The 18,193-nt window shown below is 57.4% G+C and carries 13 protein-coding genes, 1 tRNA gene and 1 pseudogene; 7 read left to right on the forward strand and 8 right to left on the reverse strand.

Going from position 1 to position 18,193, the window contains the following annotated elements:
• Positions 1 to 159 precede the first annotated feature (159 nt).
• Together GLP43_RS06185 and GLP43_RS06190 are read left to right on the forward strand one after the other, a co-directional pair.
• Positions 160 to 1,146: a ParB/RepB/Spo0J family partition protein gene (locus tag GLP43_RS06185; RefSeq protein ID WP_237278620.1), complete on the forward strand. Its 987-nt coding sequence runs from the start codon at positions 160 to 162 to the stop codon at positions 1,144 to 1,146.
• Entirely contained in the window at positions 1,143 to 1,784 is a 642-nt protein-coding gene (locus GLP43_RS06190; RefSeq protein WP_237278621.1) for a ParA family protein, read from the forward strand. The genes GLP43_RS06185 and GLP43_RS06190 overlap by 4 nt, the downstream gene beginning before the upstream one ends.
• A gap of 298 nt (positions 1,785 to 2,082) precedes the next feature.
• On the opposite strand, the gene GLP43_RS06195 is transcribed toward GLP43_RS06190, so the two are convergent.
• The 7 genes from GLP43_RS06195 to GLP43_RS06225 all read right to left on the reverse strand — a co-directional run bounded on the left by GLP43_RS06195 (position 2,083) and on the right by GLP43_RS06225 (position 8,895).
• Positions 2,083 to 2,424 carry a zinc ribbon domain-containing protein YjdM gene (locus GLP43_RS06195; protein ID WP_237278622.1) on the reverse strand — a complete coding sequence of 114 codons (342 nt, stop codon included), beginning with the start codon at positions 2,422 to 2,424 and terminating at the stop codon, positions 2,083 to 2,085.
• A 212-nt stretch (positions 2,425 to 2,636) separates the two neighbouring features.
• Positions 2,637 to 3,197: a hypothetical protein gene (locus tag GLP43_RS06200; RefSeq protein ID WP_237278623.1), complete on the reverse strand. Its 561-nt coding sequence runs from the start codon at positions 3,195 to 3,197 to the stop codon at positions 2,637 to 2,639.
• Between the two features lie 335 nt (positions 3,198 to 3,532).
• On the reverse strand, positions 3,533 to 4,390 hold the full coding sequence (locus GLP43_RS06205) for an MBL fold metallo-hydrolase (RefSeq protein ID WP_237278624.1): 858 nt from the start codon (positions 4,388 to 4,390) through the stop codon (positions 3,533 to 3,535).
• Positions 4,391 to 4,722: 332 nt separating this feature from the next.
• Positions 4,723 to 6,903 (reverse strand): site-specific integrase, encoded by a 2,181-nt coding sequence (locus tag GLP43_RS06210; protein ID WP_336885968.1) that lies wholly within the window; start codon positions 6,901 to 6,903, stop codon positions 4,723 to 4,725.
• A 56-nt stretch (positions 6,904 to 6,959) separates the two neighbouring features.
• Positions 6,960 to 7,034 (reverse strand) — tRNA-Gln (locus GLP43_RS06215).
• A 294-nt stretch (positions 7,035 to 7,328) separates the two neighbouring features.
• Complete coding sequence (locus tag GLP43_RS06220; RefSeq protein ID WP_237278626.1) at positions 7,329 to 8,318, reverse strand: NADPH:quinone reductase; 990 nt, start codon at positions 8,316 to 8,318, stop codon at positions 7,329 to 7,331.
• A 70-nt stretch (positions 8,319 to 8,388) separates the two neighbouring features.
• Entirely contained in the window at positions 8,389 to 8,895 is a 507-nt protein-coding gene (locus GLP43_RS06225) for an SH3 domain-containing protein (RefSeq protein WP_237278627.1), read from the reverse strand.
• A gap of 126 nt (positions 8,896 to 9,021) precedes the next feature.
• Here GLP43_RS06225 and GLP43_RS06230 point away from each other — a divergent pair, with 126 nt between their 5' ends.
• From GLP43_RS06230 to GLP43_RS06250, 5 genes and pseudogenes are all read left to right on the forward strand, one after another.
• Positions 9,022 to 10,008, forward strand: coding sequence for a 2-hydroxyacid dehydrogenase (locus GLP43_RS06230; RefSeq protein ID WP_037954222.1), 987 nt, complete (start codon positions 9,022 to 9,024; stop codon positions 10,006 to 10,008).
• A gap of 81 nt (positions 10,009 to 10,089) precedes the next feature.
• Positions 10,090 to 11,901: a gamma-glutamyltransferase gene (gene ggt, locus GLP43_RS06235; RefSeq protein ID WP_237278628.1), complete on the forward strand. Its 1,812-nt coding sequence runs from the start codon at positions 10,090 to 10,092 to the stop codon at positions 11,899 to 11,901.
• Between the two features lie 30 nt (positions 11,902 to 11,931).
• A complete protein-coding gene (locus GLP43_RS06240; RefSeq protein WP_237278629.1) occupies positions 11,932 to 13,344 on the forward strand; it encodes an FAD-binding oxidoreductase in 1,413 nt (470 codons plus the stop codon).
• Between the two features lie 206 nt (positions 13,345 to 13,550).
• Complete coding sequence (locus tag GLP43_RS06245; RefSeq protein ID WP_237278630.1) at positions 13,551 to 16,043, forward strand: GcvT family protein; 2,493 nt, start codon at positions 13,551 to 13,553, stop codon at positions 16,041 to 16,043.
• Between the two features lie 251 nt (positions 16,044 to 16,294).
• A pseudogene (locus tag GLP43_RS06250) lies at positions 16,295 to 17,493 on the forward strand (IS3 family transposase).
• Positions 17,494 to 17,516: 23 nt separating this feature from the next.
• Here GLP43_RS06250 and GLP43_RS06255 read toward each other — a convergent pair.
• Entirely contained in the window at positions 17,517 to 18,116 is a 600-nt protein-coding gene (locus tag GLP43_RS06255; RefSeq protein WP_237278631.1) for an HNH endonuclease, read from the reverse strand.
• Positions 18,117 to 18,193 lie beyond the last annotated feature (77 nt).

The raw sequence follows: 18,193 nt of genomic DNA on the forward strand, positions 1-18,193 counted from the left end.
ACGCGATGCCAAGGTGCTTCCCCAAGAAGAGAAATGCCTATTTCGTCTTAACAGATTTCCGCGCCGTATAAACGAACCAATCTCCTTTTTGAGATGCTGACGGGCCATTGTTCATCATTGGTCCCTGCGGCTCACAAATTAAACCATGGAGATTGAAACGTGACGTATCAAAAGACCAAATCCCTTCGCGAGCTTGCCGCAGCCGAGCGCGCCCCAAGCGAAAAGTTGGCAGCTGCCAACTTTTCCGAAACGATATTGGAAATCTCTCCATACGAGATCGATGACAGCACCGGTATCAGAGACCGATATTCGCATTCTAATCGCGATTTTGATGGCTTGAAGGAAAGCATCGAGCGGAATGGCCAGCAACAACCCATACTGGTTGGTTCGTGCGACCCGAAAACAGGCAAGTACCCGATAATAGCCGGACGTAATCGACTTCGTGTTGCTTCACTCTTGGGGATCAGCCTCAAAGCTATTGTGCGACCGATTGACGGTGAAGAGAGGTTGGTGGCGCAGCTGCAAGAAAACATTTCCAGAAGCGATTATACGGTTGGTGACAAGATTGGCATCATGATCGAGTTGAAGAAGATGTCCTTCAAGCAGGTTCGCATCGCCGAAATGATGAGTGTCTCGAAAACCGACATCTCAAAGTTACTTGGGTTGTACGAAAAGTTAGTGGACCTGGCGGGGTCACATGACTTTGCGAGGGCGCTCCTCGCGTCCAAGGCTGGTCGACCCAAATGGCAAAACTTGGCCAAGGCACTGGAAGAATTACCGCACGGTTCTCGGAGTAAAATTTGTGAGAAGGTTGTTGAAGATCTTCAGGGTGAATGTGACGCGGATCCAATATCTTTGGCGATATCGGCTATCAAAGATGAAATGAAAACCTCGCAATCTGTGACCGATTTCCTGCCACTTGAACGATCATACAAGGAAGCGTCAGAGGCCTTGTCAAACGCCACTTTAAACACGCGCGACCTGTGTGAGTTGAAGTACGAGGGTGATCCTCATGTAAACGCGCTCCTCCAGAAGGCTATTCAGATCGAACACTCGACTTTGAAAGCAATGATCATCGAACGCTTTGAGGCGCTGGTAGCAAAGTCACTTGGTGCCGCAAAAAACCTTGATCGGGGGATGCAATGACCAAGGTTATTAGTTTGGTCGGTCAGAAGGGCGGTAGCGGAAAATCTACAATTGCAGTTCATCTTGCGATGGAAGCCCTCCTGAAGAAAGAAGGTAGTCAGGTAGCAATTATCGACATGGACCCGCAGGGGTCAGTCCTGGAATGGTCTCAAATGCGGGGAGATTCGAACCCTGTGGTGGTTCACGGTACGCCGGATACGCTGAATGATATCTTGGGTCAGGCCGCTGACGATGGTTTCGACTATGTCGTACTGGATACACCCGGTCGGCGAGATTCAACCCTGGTCGAGCTCGTAGCTGCCAGGTCTGATCTAATTCTATTGCCGCTGCGCCCGTCGCTTTTTGACGTGCGCGCTGTCGCGGATACAGTCCGCCTTCTTAGATCCAAAGCCTATAAAATGCGATTTCTGCTGTCTCAAACCCCGGCGCGTGGGAACCAAGTGGCAGACACAGAAGCATATTGCGCCAGCGCACACCCGGAAGTAGTGGTCGCTCAATCCAAAATCGGGTACCGAACAGCATTTCAAAGCGCTTTGATTGATGGTCGTGGGGTCCAGGAAGCTGGTCGAAGCGGAAGCAAAGGCGCGCTGGAGATAGCAGGCCTATTTGATGAAATACTGGGCCTGCTGAACAGTTAGCGAGACAGTTCCAAGCCCATTTTATGACTGGCGTTCGTCTCCTCCGATCCAAAATAATCGGGTTGGGTTGCGAAGATCAAATTTAGCTTCGCTTACGGTTTCGGCGAATGTCAGTTTCGGCCTTTCAAATGGTCTTACCCATCGGCCTAAAGTGAACAGGATTAAAATGCCGTCACACACCTTGTTCGTTGCGGTCAAATGGACTGACCTCAACAATCATCAGGGTGCTCCGAGTACCTCAAGCTACGGATGCCGACATTCTGTCGCTGCTCAAATTAGACCTATCCAAGGGCTGTAATTATTCAGCAACTTTCTTCACGAATTCAGACTTTAGGCCCATCTTACCAATTCCTGGAACTTTGCAATCTATGTCGTGATCGCCGTCCACCAATCGAATACCGCGGACCTTGGTCCCGACCTTGACCACCGAGGAAGAGCCTCTGATCTTCAAATCTTTGATAACGGTGACCGTATCACCATCCACAAGGGTGTTTCCAACGCTGTCACGCACTTCTAATGCCGTATCGGCCGGTTCCTCAGATACCCATTCGTGACCGCATTCCGGGCAGGTCAATAAATTATCGACTTGATAAACATAGGCCGAAGAGCATTCAGGACATGGGGGTAAGTGATCAGTCATAGATGTGGTCATAACTCGATGTGGGCCTGCGGCACAGCTAAAATTCATCTACATCAGCAAATCGATAAACCATACTGCCTCTTGCATGATCTCGGCAGCGCTTCAATCGGGACGGTGGATACAAATATTTGCTATTCAAGAGCGCCCCTCAAGCTGTAAACCCTTTTGCTACGTACCTTTGGAGTCGCCCGGAGCATTTTTGTAGATCGTCGTTATCCGTGAAGGGGTTCTGAGATTTCAGCGTCAAAGCTGGCCACGATATCATCTGCATCATGCGGCAGTCTATCGCACGGCCGTGCGTCATTAAAGCTGCGGTTGGGAAGAGTAAGCCAGTGCAGAAGATGGAAGTTGCTACCCCAAGCATCTGAGCGCATCTCCATCAGTTTGATAATTACCGGATAGACTTGTCTACCGGCCACATCGAACTGGAATAACGGATATGCTGTGCGTCCTTCATATTCTACCCGTAGGATTTTGCCCTGGTTCTCGAGACGCGCCAAGCTGGCAAAATCGTCTTCGGATGACAGGCCCAGCAAACGGCAGGCCTTATCCTGATCCACCATGCTTACAGACTTGAGGATTTCACCCCGCAGGACGTGATTTATATTGTCAAGTTTGTCGTTTTCGTGGGGATTAGTGCCATAAGCACTACCGTGCTGCTTTTCCCGAAGTGCTCTTTCATCAGGGCAGGCTTCACGAACCGTCATGTGGCGCGGTGCCAACGGATTTGGGCCCGTTTTATCTGTTTTCAGGTCTGTCATCAGATCGTTCACTTCTTTGTTCCCTCTCCTCTATACCACAATGGCACCAGCAAGTTTAATGGGCGTAAGATCTGCCCCGGTTTTATCGCGCACCGGTTGCATAAATCGCTCGTTAGTAGATCATGAAGATTATGGATTGAGCATGGGTGATGGGCACAGTCGCTTAATAGCAGACCGTGGTGCTCTTTGCGACGAACGACGGCTTAGAGCCAAACCGACCATCCCTGCGCGGCGAGTGAATGCGTGCCGAAATCGCAGTGGCCCTAAACCTCCCATAGCGGCAGAGTCTTTGAGCCGTTCTTTCGATGTAGTAAGCAGGCTCTCCGGTTGTTGCATGATCCGGCTTCTCAGAGTGCTATGCGGATCGCATCATGGCCTACAATAAGCTCGCCATTGTAGTGCCCAGCACAGGCGTCCTGCCAATCCTTTGCGTCATAGGCAGGGTCATCGGAAGGAATGAGGTGCGTGAGAGCAAGTCGTTTTACTCCTGCATTCGCTGCCGTCATTGCCGCCTCATGGGCAAAGGTGTGAGATCTTAGAAAGTGCGCCATCAACTTGTCACTGCCGTTTCCAACTCGTTCTAATAGCGCGGGTAGAGCGGACTCCAGCATTGCCTCGTGGATCAACAGATCCGCACCTCGCGCGAAATTTTCGAGCGCTCTGATTGGGGCGGTGTCGCCTGAAAATACGACGTGGACCTCATCAGTCTTGAACGAAAATGCGAAGGTATCGACGAGTGGTGGATGTTGGTTCCGAATGGCTGAGATCGTGACGCCATCACGGGATACCACAAGCCCGGCGTCGATAGCATGAATGGTTATGAGATGACGCAAGTCCGGTCGACCTTCGTCTTCGATGCGCAGGTCGATGTCTGCCTCCATCGAGGAGCAAAAACCTTCCCAATACATATCCAACCCGGGTGGGCCATAGATGTCTACGCGTGTTCTAAGACCTGCCGTCCACGCGGTGTGCAAAAGCGGCCCCAATTCAAGGTAGTGATCCGAATGCAAGTGGCTGATTATGATTAGTGACAGGTCTTTCAGTTGTATGCCTTGATCGACCAAACCTTTGGTCACACCCAACCCACAGTCGACAATAATTTTCTGGCCGTTCAGTGCATATAACGATGACGTCGGCATCGCGGATCCCGGACGGATGGCTGGCCCTCCTTTCGTGCCCAAAAGAGCGACGTAATTGTCGGACATGGTGAAACTCCTTGGGGTGGAACTGCGAAACGGCGTTTAGCCTTCCAAGGATGATACATCCCAGATTGGCCCACGCAACCCGCACGTTGTTCGATGCAGTCGAGAAAGTTGCTGCAGGCAATTCAAAGGCTTGGTTGGATCACTCAGCTTCTTCAACGCTTCCTTCCTGTCTTTTAAACGACAGGAAGGAAGCCAGCGCGGTGTAATGCAGCATATGAGGCGAGCGCGTCGTTGCGGCATTACGCAGCCTTCAAGCCTTGCTTTGGATCCGCTGGTGAATGGTCAAAAAGTTCGTTGCTTAACGCAGTACTTCAATCCAGCCTTGAACAAGGTCAGGCCAGTGCCAGCAAAGCCTCAAACGCTGCACGCTTTCCCGCGCTCTTTGGTAAATTGAGAGGGCGCAGCGCAGTTATTTCGCGTAGTCTTGCTGCTAACTGCCGCACCTTTTCATGCGATAGCTCTACAATACCCGAATGCATGAGAAGCGGTTGCGCCAGATTTGGGTCACGCACAACAACGGTATCCGCCTCGGAAAGTTCACCGAGTGTAATCTCCACATCGAGCGATGCGCCCTGTGCCAAGTCGCATGATATGATGACCGGAAAACCGTACTGACGTTTTTTACCGATTTGGAGTTTGAAATCTGCTTTATCGACGGCATCCTTCAAGTCACTGAGGTGATGCGCTGTATAGTGCACGTTGATGATTGAACCATGCTTGTGCCCTGCAATTGCTTGGCGTTGACCCTCCTCCACGTCCTCTCGCTTCAGGGCGCTCGAAAATGTCTTCCGAAGCGCATAGAAATCCTCATCAAAATCGCCAATCCCAATGTGATTGAATATTCGGCGAAGGTGCTTGCCATAGGCTGTACTTACTTCTCCGGACTGGGAGCGTCTGGCAGCCTCGGGGAACAAAAGAACACCGTGATCTTGCTGTAAAGACTGAAACCATTCGATGAATCCCAGATCGATCAGCATCTTTGGGATAGGAACGAGGCGCTTCGCATCTTCGGTTTTACCACAATTTTCCGCACCTGATGCGATTGCCAATAAATAGATCCCATCACGGTAACGAACATCGCTTCGTTTGAGCAATAGGATCTCTTCAATTCGAGATCCTATTGTCAAAACAATCAGAGGCACCCAATAGTCTGCGTCGCGAATGATGAGCTTTCCGCGCTGCCAGCGACGGTGTTCTGACGCGCAGCCACTGTAGATTGGGCACGATAGAAGCTTTGAAATTCTTTCCTCCGTCCAAGGCATGCGGATCTTCGGTTTCGTGACACGGATATAAAGCTTGTCCTCTGGCGCGAGAGATCTGATGTGATGTTCCATTTTGGAGTATGGGATGGCCTCTGGCACATCGGCACCCAGTTCCTGTGCCGATTTGAACATGCGATTCATGGCGTCACGATATTTTCTAAGCGTATTGATGGTCACGCGCGGAACAAGACGATGCGCCAATAGCGCTCGCTTTTCGGCATCCGAAATGCCTTCAATCGATCGAATTTCTTCTAAGCAAAGAAGGTCCTCTGCATCGGCTTTCGAGATTTCTTCTGCCTTGGTTACAGTTTTTCCGGCCTGCCCATAGCGGTTCTTACCATGGCTCCTGCCTTGAGTTCTTGGCAACCTTGAAGCCCACCCCAGAAATTCCTTCTGTTTTTCCTTCGTCAATATTGAGATGGGACTGTTGCCAAAGAATTCCTCCAGAAGTCGGTGAACCCCTGCCGTAATCCGCTTCATGTCTTTTGACGGGTAAAGCTCATCGGTTTTGTCTTTTGCTTCGGACAAGAGAATAGGAGCCTTAATAAAAGTATCAAAATCCGCAACGCCATGGTCTGCCAAAAGGTCTCGACTGGCTGTTCGTACGTCATCGCCTTCATCCATAGCGATTTTTACATCGTTGAGACGTCGCTTTAGCGTATTGGCACGTTGACCCAGATCGTTAGGGATGGGCTCTTGGAGGCCTACGGAAACCAGAGCACTGGCCTCTTTCAGAAGAACCAGCACGTCTCCCCATTCCTTGTTGCGGGCTGCTCGCCGCAAGCGTCGGTTTTCCGCCTCAAGCGCTGCAAGTCGCTGATCAATATCTGCATCAGATACCGGATCCGCTTGTCTTTCTTCAGCGGCCATCTTGCCCAGTTCGCCGCGCATTGCCTCCAACAGTATCGCTTTAGCGGTATCGGGGCTCAATTTTTGTTCGGTCAGTGCGTCCACGAAATCTGTCTCCTTTTTCTCGTAGACCGAAAGCAGCCTGGCGGCACGCTTCACGGCGTCGAGTGGGAGGTGGGTTCGCAAAGAAAGACAGATAAATTGGTTTGGGCCGAATTTTGATATGCCTACTGGCAAACGTTTACGGAAATAGAACATCCGGCCTCTACGCATCAGGTAGGGGCCGGCTCGATATTTAGGTTTTCGTCGGTGGTTTCCGCGGACTGAAACGCGCTGCTGCTGGGCATAGCGCGCAAGGCCATGTGTCACACTCTGTGTCACAGCAGTTTGAGACTGTGACACACACGACGTGCCAGACTTGGTTAAGTCTTTGTTATTTCGAGTGTGAGTAAGAAAGTTGGCTGGGATGGTAGGATTCGAACCTACGGTACACTGTACCAAAAACAGTTGCCTTACCACTTGGCTACATCCCAACGTGTGGGCGTAATTAGTCCGGAGTGCGGGGGGGTGCAATACCTTTCTGGAGAAAAAGTGGGGAGAATCTCGGAATTTATTCTTGTGCCGTGTTTGGGGCAGAGCAGGCTGTGTTCTTTTGGGGAGGATAAGGGGGGGCTCTGCCGCAGGGGGCCTATTGCCGCTGTATGTCTTGCTGCTGATATGCTGCAACCGAGCTAACACGTGATCGCGCGAAAAGGGGGGGCGGGGGCGCGCCGCCGCCGTCCTCCCTCTCGCTTTAAGAGTTCAGTATATGTCGCGGGCGAGCGCTGTCAGCCTTCGCAGTTGATCAAGATCGCACCTGCGCGGGCACCGGCTTCGACGGCTTCATGGGCTTTGACCGTGTCTGACAGCGCGAATGTTTGTTCGACCGGGCAGTGCAGCGCACCTTCGGCCAAGGCTTGATGGGTTTTCTTGATCGCGAGGGCACGTTCGGCCTCGGTCAGCAGGTAGACGAGGATGATGTCGATGGTCACCGCCTTGAAGAGCAGCGGCAGGAAGGGGAGCGTCGGCTCCATCACTTTGGCAGAGCCATAGGCCGCGATGCGCCCGTTGGGTTTGATCACCTCTGCATCCAGCGCGATATTGGCACCGAATTCGACCTCGATGACCTGGTCGACGGGGGCACCACCGTTGGCATCAAGCACCTGTTGCGCCAGATCGGGGGCGCTATAGTCCAGCACGACGTCTGCACCGGCGGATTTTGCGCGCTCGGCCCCGCTGGCTCCGGTGGTGGCGATCACACGGGCGCCGGCCCAGGCGGCGAATTGTACGGCGAGATAGCCGACCGTGCCCGCGCCCCCTTGGATAAGCAGCGTTTGCCCCGCGACATCACCGCCGTTGAACACAGCGTGGGCCGCGGTTAGCCCGGGGATGCCAAGGCTGGCGGCAGTGTCAAAGCTCACGTCATCGGGCAGCGGGACGGCCTGCGCTTGCGGCAGGGCGATATGGGTCGCAGCAGTGCCGAAGGGGCGCTGCCATTGCCCGTTCCAGATCCAGACGCGCTGGCCCACGCGGGCTTGGTCCACACCGTCGCCCACGGCCTCGATCACGCCGGCGCCATCGCTATGCGGGATCACTGTCTCGAAGGGGGGATGGGTCATGCCGGGGCGCCCGCGTCGGGATTTCACATCGGAGGGGTTCACCCCCGACACGGCCAGCCGCACCAGCACCTCGCCCGCAGCGGGGGCAGGGGTTGGCATCTCGGTCAGGGTCAGCACGTCGCGTGCTTCGCCAAGGGTGGAATAGGTGACTGCGCGCATGAGAGCTCCTGATCATGGGGACGGTGTTGTGTCACCTAAACCCAAGACCGCGGCATGTGCAATTGCGCGGTCAGTCGCGTAGCTCTTTCGGGCCCACGCCCCAAAGCCGCGCTTTGGGGGCCCAGCCTTTATAGCCGCCGACCCGCAGGAAACACCATTCAAGGTCGCAGGCTCCGAGCCGCGCGATCACGCCCAGTTCAAGCTCTGCCTCGACGGGGGCCTTGGGGTCGGGGCGGACAAGCAGCTGCAGACGGTCTTGTTCCACCAGCACGGTGCGTGTGCCCGACAAAAGCGAATAATGCACCCAGCCGCCCATGCCGTCGCGGTCTTCGACGCGGCGCCAGTGGCCATGCTCTGCCGTGATGCGCAGCGGCACGTCGCGATGTTTGAACACCCAGTCGATCCGGTGCGTCAGCGAAGGCCCGCGCCGCACGTTCCCCTCGCTGGCTTTCATGGACACGAAACGGGGCACCGGCAGGTTGGTCACCTGACCGACCTCTTGTGCGAAAACCGGGGTGGTGCACAGGTGAACGGCTGCAAGGGTGCCCAAAAGGACGGAACGTAACATCGGTTTCATGACTGCCTGTCTGGTCTGTTGCCGTTGATTTAATGCAGTTTTGCCCTGCGAGGTTCTTGTGCCTCGTCTCTGCTTGGGACACCATGCCACCAAGCACAGTGCAAAGCCATATTTGGGAGGCCCACAATGTCAAAGCAACCGCTAAGTGTTGTAGTCACGCGACGGTTGCCGGAAGTCGTCGAAAAGCGATTGACGGAACTGTTTCATGTGACGTTGCGCGCGGATGACACGCCGATGACCCGCTCTGAACTGGGCGAGGCGATGAAAACTGCGGATATCCTGGTGCCCACCGTGACCGATGAAATCGACGCGGCACTGATCGGGCAGGCGGGGGACCGGCTGAAACTGATCGCGAACTACGGGGCGGGGGTCGATCATATTGACGTGATGACAGCGCGGCAGCGCGGGATTCTGGTGTCCAATACCCCCGGTGTGCTGACGGAAGACACCGCCGATATGACCATGGCGCTGATTCTCGCGGTCACACGGCGCATGTCCGAAGGCATGGCGCAGATGCAAAAAGGCGATTGGCAGGGCTGGGCCCCGACTGCGCTGCTTGGCGGGCGCGTCAGCGGCCGCCGTTTGGGTATTCTGGGGATGGGCCGCATTGGTCAGGCCGTCGCACGGCGCGCGGCTGCCTTTGGCATGCAGGTCCACTATCACAACCGCCGCCGTCTGCGCCCCGAGATCGAAGAGAGCCTTGGCGCGACCTATTGGGAAAGCCTTGACCAGATGGTGGCCCGCATGGACGTGATGAGCATCAACTGCCCGCACACCCCCAGCACCTTCCATCTGATGAACGCCCGCCGCCTGAAGCTGATGAAGCCCGACGCGGTGATCGTAAACACCTCCCGGGGGGAGGTGATCGACGAAAACGCCCTGACGCGGATGCTGCGCGCGGGCGAGCTGCAAGGCGCGGGGCTGGACGTTTATGAACACGGCACCGACATCAACCCGCGCTTGCGCGAGCTGACCAATGTCGTGCTCTTGCCGCATATGGGGTCTGCGACGCTCGAAGGGCGGGTAGAGATGGGCGAGAAGGTCATCATCAACATCAAGACCTTCGAAGACGGACACCGTCCGCCGGATCAGGTCGTGCCCTCGATGCTTTAGGCGCAGCGCCGGTGCGGTTCAATTTGCGCTGGCGCTAAAAACAAGTAGGTTGACCCCGAGCACCGGAACGGGGAGGGGACCATGCTTGCACATCACATTGTAAAATACATCGGGCGGACCTGCACAGCCATCGCCGTAGGTGGTTTTGTAAGCGGGGCCGCTTTCGCGCAACAGGCCGCCGATAGTGTCGCGCCCGAAGGTGCCAGCCAAGGCAGCTTTACCGGCATGTCGCCGCGGATCACCGCCGCCTTCGAGGCTAAGGATGCGGGCAAACCCGTCATCGCCCAGAACTGGATGGTCGCCGCCGCCAACCCGCATGCGGTTCAGGCGGGGGCGGGTGTGCTGGCACGGGGCGGCACCGCTGCCGATGCGCTGGTCGCCGTCCAAGCGATGCTGGGGCTGGTGGAGCCGCAAAGCTCTGGCCTGGGCGGCGGGGCGTTTCTGGTCTGGTATGACGCCGCATCGGGCAGGCTGACCACGCTGGACGGGCGCGAAACCGCGCCGCTGGCGGTCACGCCGCAATTGTTTCAGGACGATCAGGGTGTCCCGCTGGGATTCTTTGACGCCGTCGTTGGCGGGCGGTCGGTCGGTACGCCGGGCACCCCTGCGTTGATGGCTGCAGCGCATGAGAAATGGGGCAACCAGCCCTGGGCCGAGCTGCTGGCCCCCTCTGTCGCACTGGCCGAGAAGGGTTTTGCCGTGTCCCCACGTCTTGCGGGGCTGGTGGCTGATGACGCCGAACGGCTGGCAACCTCCGCAACAACCGCAGATTACTTCATGCCCGATGGCGTGCCGGTGCAGGCGGGGGATACGCTCAAGAACCCCGATTATGCCCGCACGGTTGCAGCGCTGGCAGAACGCGGGGTGGAGGCTTTCTATACCGGCGACATTGCGCGTGACATTGTGGCGACAGTGCAAGGGGCGAAAGGCAACCCCGGTGTGCTGTCAGAGGTCGATCTCTCGATCTATCGGGTCAAGGAACGCGACGCCCTTTGCGCGCCCTATCACGGGCACGAGGTCTGTGGCATGGGGCCGCCGTCCTCTGGTGCGCTGGCCGTTGGGCAAATACTGGGGCTGCTGGAAAACGCGGACCTGAGCGCGGGACCGGCGGACGCAGATGTACTGCGGCTGATCGGCGATGCCTCGCGGCTCGCCTTTGCGGATCGGGGGCGCTATGTGGCCGATACCGATTATGTGCCGGTGCCGGTGACCGGTATGCTCGACCGATCCTATCTGGAGGAACGCGCCAAGCTGTTGCAGGGCGACGATGCGCTGCCCGAAGTCACCGCGGGCGCGCCCGCTTTTGACCATGCCCTGAACTTTGCCGATGATATCTCTATCGAGCTGCCGTCAACCTCGCATGTGTCGATCGTGGACAGCATGGGCAATGTCGCAAGCATGACCACCACCATCGAAAACGGCTTTGGGAGCCGCCTGATGGTGCGCGGGTTTTTGTTGAACAACGAGCTGACGGATTTCTCTTTCCGGTCGCATACCGATGGCGTGCCGATTGCCAATCGGGTCGAGCCGGGAAAACGTCCGCGCTCGTCGATGGCACCGACGATTGTGATGAAGGATGGCGCGCCGGTTCTGGCCGTGGGCAGCCCCGGTGGCAGCCGCATCATCGGCTATGTCGCGGGCGCGATCATCGCGCATCTGGATTGGGGCATGGACGTGCAACAGGCCGCAGCGCTGCCCCATGCGATCAACCGCTTCGGCCCCTACGACCTTGAGGAAGGCACCGACGCCGCCGCGATGGCCGATGCGTTGACCGCGCTTGGATACGAGGTGAACACCCGCGCGCTGACCTCGGGCTTGCATATGATTTCGATTGGCGATGATCTGCGCGGCGGGGCTGACCCGCGCCGCGAAGGCATCGCCCTTGGCGAGTGATCGCCCACTCTGAACCAAAGGAAAGACCACATGGCACAGGCCACCGACATGCCCCGCAACGAGACCGGGATCGACACCGCTTTGGGTATCCTCAAGCAGCAATTCGGCGAACGTTTCCAGACGGGCGAAGCGATCCGCGAACAGCACGGGCATACGACGACCTGGATCAGAAATCAGGCCCCCGACGCCGTGGTCTTTGCCCGTTCGACCGACGATGTCGCCGCTGTGGTCAAGGTCTGCGCCGCGCATAAGGTGCCGGTCATCGCCTTTGGCACCGGCACCTCGCTTGAAGGGCATGTGAATGCGCCCGCGGGGGGCGTGTCAATTGACGTCACGCAGATGGACGCTGTGGTCGAAGTCAACGCCGGCGATTTGGATTGCCGCGTGCAACCCGGCGTCACGCGCGAGGCGCTGAACACCCATTTGCGGGATCAGGGGCTGTTCTTTCCCATTGATCCGGGGGCCAATGCTTCGCTTGGCGGGATGACGGCGACGCGGGCCTCGGGCACCAATGCGGTGCGCTATGGCACGATGAAGGACAACGTGCTGGCGGTCGAGGCGGTGATGGCCGATGGCACGGTAATCCGCACTGGCGCACGGGCGCGCAAATCATCTGCCGGATACGATCTGACGCGTCTGATGGTGGGCTCTGAAGGGACATTGGGCGTGATCACCGAAATCACGCTGAAGCTGCAAGGCATACCCGAGGCGATCAGCTCTGCCCGCTGTTCCTTCCCCTCGGTCGAGGCGGCCTGTGAAACGGTGCAAAGCGTGATCCAATACGGGCTGCCCGTCGCGCGGATAGAGCTGCTGGACGCGATGGTCGTGCGCGCGGTGAACGGCTATGCCAAGCTGTCGCTACCCGAAACGCCGATGTTGTTGCTGGAGTTCCACGGCTCTGACGCGGGCGTGGTCGAACAGACCGAGACATTCGCAGCGCTCGCCGATGAAAACGGCGGCACCGATTATCAGGCGACCACCACGATGGAGGAACGCAACAAGCTGTGGCAAGCGCGGCACGATGCCTATTGGGCAATCTTGGCCCTGCGCCCCGGCTGCAAGGCGGTTGCGACCGATGTCTGCGTGCCGATTTCTAGACTGGCCGAAGCGGTCGGGCGCGCGAACGCCAAAGCGGCGGAGCTGGACCTGATCGCGCCCATCGTCGGCCACGCAGGTGACGGCAATTTCCACGCCTCGCTGCTGCTGGATATGGACGACGCGGATGAAGTCGCCCGCGCCGAAGACTTCATCAGCTGGCTCAACGAGCTCGCGATCTCGATGGAGGGGACCTGTACGGGTGAGCATGGCATCGGGCAGGGCAAACGCCCCTATCTGGTCAAGGAACTGGGAGCGGCAGTGGGCGTCATGGGCGCGATCAAACAGGCGCTCGACCCCGATAACATTATGAACCCGGGCAAGATTCTTCCCGAATCCTTGGTGTAGTTGGGGCGGCGCAGGCGGTATATCGATCCCTGCCACCGGCAGGGATGCGATGCCTCCGGCGGGGATTTTTAACCATTTGGAAGCGGCCTGCACGCGAGTTTTTCGACGTTGGTCGCATTTGTGCTGTCTTTGGTCGGCTGGGTTCTGCGTTTTGCGCGGGGACTGCTAAATGTCGCTAAGACCTATTCTGGCGGAGCATTGGATTCATGAAAACTCAAGTCAAAGCACTGGTTGTGGGCGGCGGCGCCGTTGGCACGTCGATTGCCTATCATCTGGCCCGCGCCGGATGGGACGATGTGATGTTGCTTGAGCGGGACGAGCTGACTTCGGGGTCCACATGGCACGCGGCGGGGTTGCTGCCCTATTTCAACATGTCCTTTGCAACGACCCACATCCACGACTATTCGATCAAGTTCTACAAGACGCTTGAGGAAGAGACCGGCCTGAACGCGGGCTTTGCCGTTGTGGGGAACCTGCGCATGGCGCAGACGGACGAACGCATGGATGAATACATGCTTTATGCCTCGACAGCAGAGACCTGCGGCGTGCCCTACACCTTCATGACGCCGGACGAGATCAAGGCAAAATGGCCGCTGATCAAGACCGGCGATCTGAAAGGCGCGCTGTATCACGAGACCGACGGCTACATTAACCCCGCCGATGTCACCATGGCGATGGCCAAGGGCGCGCGGCAGAGGGGGGTGGCAATTGAGCGTAAGTGGCAGGCGGATGCGTTTCACTGGAATGGCGCGGCATGGGAAGTGACCGTCACCAAGATGGTCGAGAAGGGCGGGAACCTTGTCCCCTCGGACGAGCAGGTCGTGATCACCGCCGAGCACGTCGTCACCGCTAGCGGCAACCACGCGCAGCGCACCGCCAAGATGCTGGGTATCAAGATGCCCGCCATTCCGGTTGAACATACGTTTATCGTGATGGATCAGGACCCCGAGCTGGTCAAATGGCGCGCCAAGGGCAATCCGGAGCATCCGGTTGTGCGGGATGCGGACAATGAATCCTACGCGCGCGAGGAACGCGGCGGCTGGATCCTAGGCATCTACGAGCACGGCGCTCCAGCGCGGTTTGAATACGGCGTGCCGGACAGCTTCCGGGCTGATCTGTTCCCGCTGGATCTGGACCGGATCGCGGATCAGTACATGGCGATGGCCGAACGTGTGCCGTCCTGCGCCGACTCCGGTCTGAAGGACGATTTCAACGGACCGATCTGCTATACGCCCGACGGCAACCCGCTGGTTGGACCGGCACCCGGCCTGCGCAATATGTGGCTGGCCGAAGGGTTCTCCTTCGGGATCACGGCGGCAGGTGGCACGGGCTACTACCTTGCGCAGATGATGGTCGAGGGCGAGGCCGAGATCGACATGGCCTCGCTGGACCCCAAACGCTATGGCGACTGGATGACCACCGAATATGCCGCGCGCAAGAACGAAGAGGCGTATGAGCACGTCTATATCCTGCACCACCCGGATGAGGAGCGCCCCGCGTGTCGGCCCTTGCGTACCTCGCCTGCCTACGACCGTCAGGCCGCCCGTGGCGCACAGTTCGGCCATGTGAACGGGTGGGAACGCCCGAACTACTTTGCGCCGCTGGGGTTCAATGACCACGACAGCCGGTCCTTCCGGCGCGGCGGCTGGTGGCAGCATGCGGTCGATGAGGCCAAGGCGATCCGCGAGGGCGTGGGCCTGATCGATGCGACCGCCTTTACCAAACATCTGGTCAAGGGGCCGGGGGCCACGGCCTTTCTGGATTGGTTTACCTGCAACAAGCTGCCCTCGGTCGGGCGCATCAACCTGACCTATGCGCTGACGATCAACGGCACCACGCGCACCGAATATACCATCGTGCGGCTCGCTCAGGATGAATACTACCTTGTGTCCGCCGGGGCCTGGACGGCATATGACAGTGATTTCCTGCGCAAGGCCATTGCCGATAAAGCGCCCGAATTCGGTTATATCGCATGTCATGACGTGACCACGCAATGGGGTGTCTTTGCCATTGCGGGCCCCAAATCGCGCGATGTCCTGAAAGAGGTCATCAAGGACGCGGACCCCGAGACGGTGCTGAGCAACAAGCGGTTCCCCTGGCTGACCATGCGCAATATCGAGCTGGGGATGGTCCCCGTCCGTGCGATCCGCGTCGCCTATACCGGAGAGCTCGGCTGGGAGCTGCACCACCCGATCGAGATGCAGAACCACCTGTTCGATCTGCTGGAGAGGGCGGGCGAGAAACATGGGATGAAACTGGTTGGCGCGCGCGCACAGAACTGGCTGCGGCAAGAGAAATCCTACCGCGCTTTCGGCAATGAACTGGGCCGCGATGCCACCCCCCTAGAGGCCGACCTGCCGCGTTTTGTCGATCTGTCCAAGGACTTCCACGGCAAGGACGCAATGCAGGCCCATGGCATTCGCAGCAAATGCGTGACCTTGCTGATCGACGGGCCCGACGACGCCGACCCTTGGGGCCGCGAAGTGCTGTATCACGGCGACACCCGCGTTGGTCGTCTGACTTCGGGCGGGTATTCTGTGGCCTTCGGAAAATCCATCGGCATGGGCTACGTCAAACCCGAAATCGCGGTGGTCGGCACGAAGCTGAAGGTCAAGATGTTCGACCAGCTATGGGACGCCGAAGTGGTCGAAGACAGCCCCTACGACCCGAAAAACGCAACGATCCGCGTGGATGGTTGACGCTTGAACCTAATCGAGCGGCGGCATGCTCTGCCGCTCGGCCATGCGCTTCCGGTGATGTCTAAGATACGCAGGGTCGGGCAGGAACCGTTCTGGTAATTGCAACCTTTTGGAGGCCCCGACAGCTAGTTTGCGTTTAGAGTCAGCGGGCAAATCATCGGCCATGATCATGCGGTAATCATCGTGACCTGCCCCCCGAAACTTCCCTCAGTTTAATGTAGAGTTTGCTCAAGCTTTGAAGGAGCAAACAAATGCGACAGAGCCGATTTACCGAAGCCCAAATAATCGGGATGATCAAAGAACAGGAAGCTGGGATGCCGACGGCAGAGGTGTGTCGTAGGCATGGCCTGAGCCCGGCGTCGTTTTACAAGCTCAAAGCCAAGTATGGCGGCATGAACGTGTCAGACACCCACCGGCTTAAATCGCTGGAAGATGAGAACGCGAAGCTGAAGCGTCTGCTGGCCGATACGATGCTCGATAACGTTGTTCTGAAGGATTTGCTGGGAAAGAGCTGACGACACCGAATGTGCGACGGGCTGTAGCACGCAAGGCGATGCGGGATCATGATATCTCGCAACGTCGTGCGTGCAGGCTGGTCGGTGTCGATCCCAAGACCGTTCGGCGCGACAAGCCGCCGGATAATCCTGAAGTTCGCGAAGAGATGAAAGCGATTGCCAGCAAACGGCGTCGGTTCGGCTATCGCCGGATTGGCGTGCTGTTGGAACGCAAAGGCATGATTATGAACCACAAGAAGCTGTATCGTCTCTACACCGAGGAAAAGCCGGGTGTCAGGCGGCGCAGAGGCCGTAAACGTGCGCGTGGATCGCGGACACCTATGCCTGTGGCTTTGCGACCAGGCGAGCGTTGGTCGTTGGATTTTGTGTCTGATACGTTCGGCGCATCCGCTGCCCGGCAGTGGTTTGTTTACAAACCATGAGAGGGGCGCAAGTTCCGCATGCTGGCAGTGAATGACGACTGCTGCCGTGAGAACCTGTGCCTGATGGCCGATACCAGCATCTCAGGTGCGAGGGTGGCACGCGAGTTAGATGCGCTTGTGCGCGTTTATGGGAAGCCTGCCTGTATCGTCAGTGATAACGGCACAGAGTTCACCAGTCGTGCGATCCTGAAGTGGGCTGGCGATAACGATGTTGATTGGCATTATATCGATCCGGGCAAACCGCAGCAGAATGCCTTCATCGAAAGCTTCAACGGCAGTCTGCGCGACGAGCTGCTCAACGAGGAGATCTTCGACACCTTGGATGATGCTCGCCGCAAGCTGGCTCTCTGGCGATACGATTACAACAACGTCAGACCGCACTCATCACTCGGAAACCAAGCACCTGCTGAAGCGCGCCGTGCGCTTGAGCAATTTGAGGGCACCGCACACGACGCGCTTGCCCAAAATGACGATGAAGAATATGAAATCCAAACCCGCAAACTCTCACTATGAATGAGGGAGCCTCGGGGGGCAGGTCAATCGTCAAAACTGATCAGATGTCGGTCAAAGGCGCGATCATGAAGGGCGTTCAGGCAAATGCCATTTTCGGGGTAGAACCGTTGAGCATCGTCCTCTTGCCACTCGACGATATGGCTTGCGGTCAGCAGGCGCGTATCGTCGATACCAGTTAGTGCACAGCGAGAGCGATAGTTGTTCAGGATCATCTCGCGAAAGAAGCTTTGTCCGCGCCGCTGTATAACAGTACGTTCGGCGACTTCGGATTGCTTAGCGATCCAGTTTGCCTGCCGCTGCTCGGAAAAACCGGGTGTGTGCTGGGGTGACTGCAAGATCTGCGCTTCATAGGCGTTAAATACGATAGAGGGGTCTTGACGGAACCGCGCCCAGACTTGCCGGTCCATCGCAGAAAGGTTGGCGAGCCCCCTTTGCGGCAGCGTGTCATCCAGCGCGGCAAGATTGGACAGTTTCATTGCCACAGCCGATGGCGTGCGTCCGATCCGTTCTGCCATGCGGATGATCTGCGGTGTGCTGGAATGGAACTTGCCAAAAGGAAGCCGCAGATACAGTGACAAAGCATCAGCTACCTCGTCTTCGGTCCAATTTCGACGTGTCGCCATATACCTGCCGTTTTCGCTCGGAAAACCCTGCCAGGTTCAATTTATAATAGCAATGTCAAAGGTCTTGCTCTGCTGGA

Origin of the sequence: Sulfitobacter sp. M39, from assembly GCF_021735935.1 — a bacterium.
Classification (GTDB): Bacteria; Pseudomonadota; Alphaproteobacteria; order Rhodobacterales; family Rhodobacteraceae; genus Sulfitobacter.

Excerpts from the sequence above, each read along its gene's own strand:
- GLP43_RS06190 (WP_237278621.1), top strand. The coding sequence starts at position 1,143 with ATGACCAAGGTTATTAGTTTGGTCGGTCAGAAGGGCGGTAGCGGAAAA.
- GLP43_RS06195 (WP_237278622.1), bottom strand. The coding sequence starts at position 2,424 with ATGACTGATCACTTACCCCCATGTCCTGAATGCTCTTCGGCCTATGTT.
- GLP43_RS06205 (WP_237278624.1), bottom strand. The coding sequence starts at position 4,390 with ATGTCCGACAATTACGTCGCTCTTTTGGGCACGAAAGGAGGGCCAGCC.
- GLP43_RS06220 (WP_237278626.1), bottom strand. The coding sequence starts at position 8,318 with ATGCGCGCAGTCACCTATTCCACCCTTGGCGAAGCACGCGACGTGCTG.
- GLP43_RS06225 (WP_237278627.1), bottom strand. The coding sequence starts at position 8,895 with ATGAAACCGATGTTACGTTCCGTCCTTTTGGGCACCCTTGCAGCCGTT.
- GLP43_RS06230 (WP_037954222.1), top strand. The coding sequence starts at position 9,022 with ATGTCAAAGCAACCGCTAAGTGTTGTAGTCACGCGACGGTTGCCGGAA.
- ggt (WP_237278628.1), top strand. The coding sequence starts at position 10,090 with ATGCTTGCACATCACATTGTAAAATACATCGGGCGGACCTGCACAGCC.
- GLP43_RS06240 (WP_237278629.1), top strand. The coding sequence starts at position 11,932 with ATGGCACAGGCCACCGACATGCCCCGCAACGAGACCGGGATCGACACC.
- GLP43_RS06245 (WP_237278630.1), top strand. The coding sequence starts at position 13,551 with ATGAAAACTCAAGTCAAAGCACTGGTTGTGGGCGGCGGCGCCGTTGGC.
- GLP43_RS06255 (WP_237278631.1), bottom strand. The coding sequence starts at position 18,116 with ATGGCGACACGTCGAAATTGGACCGAAGACGAGGTAGCTGATGCTTTG.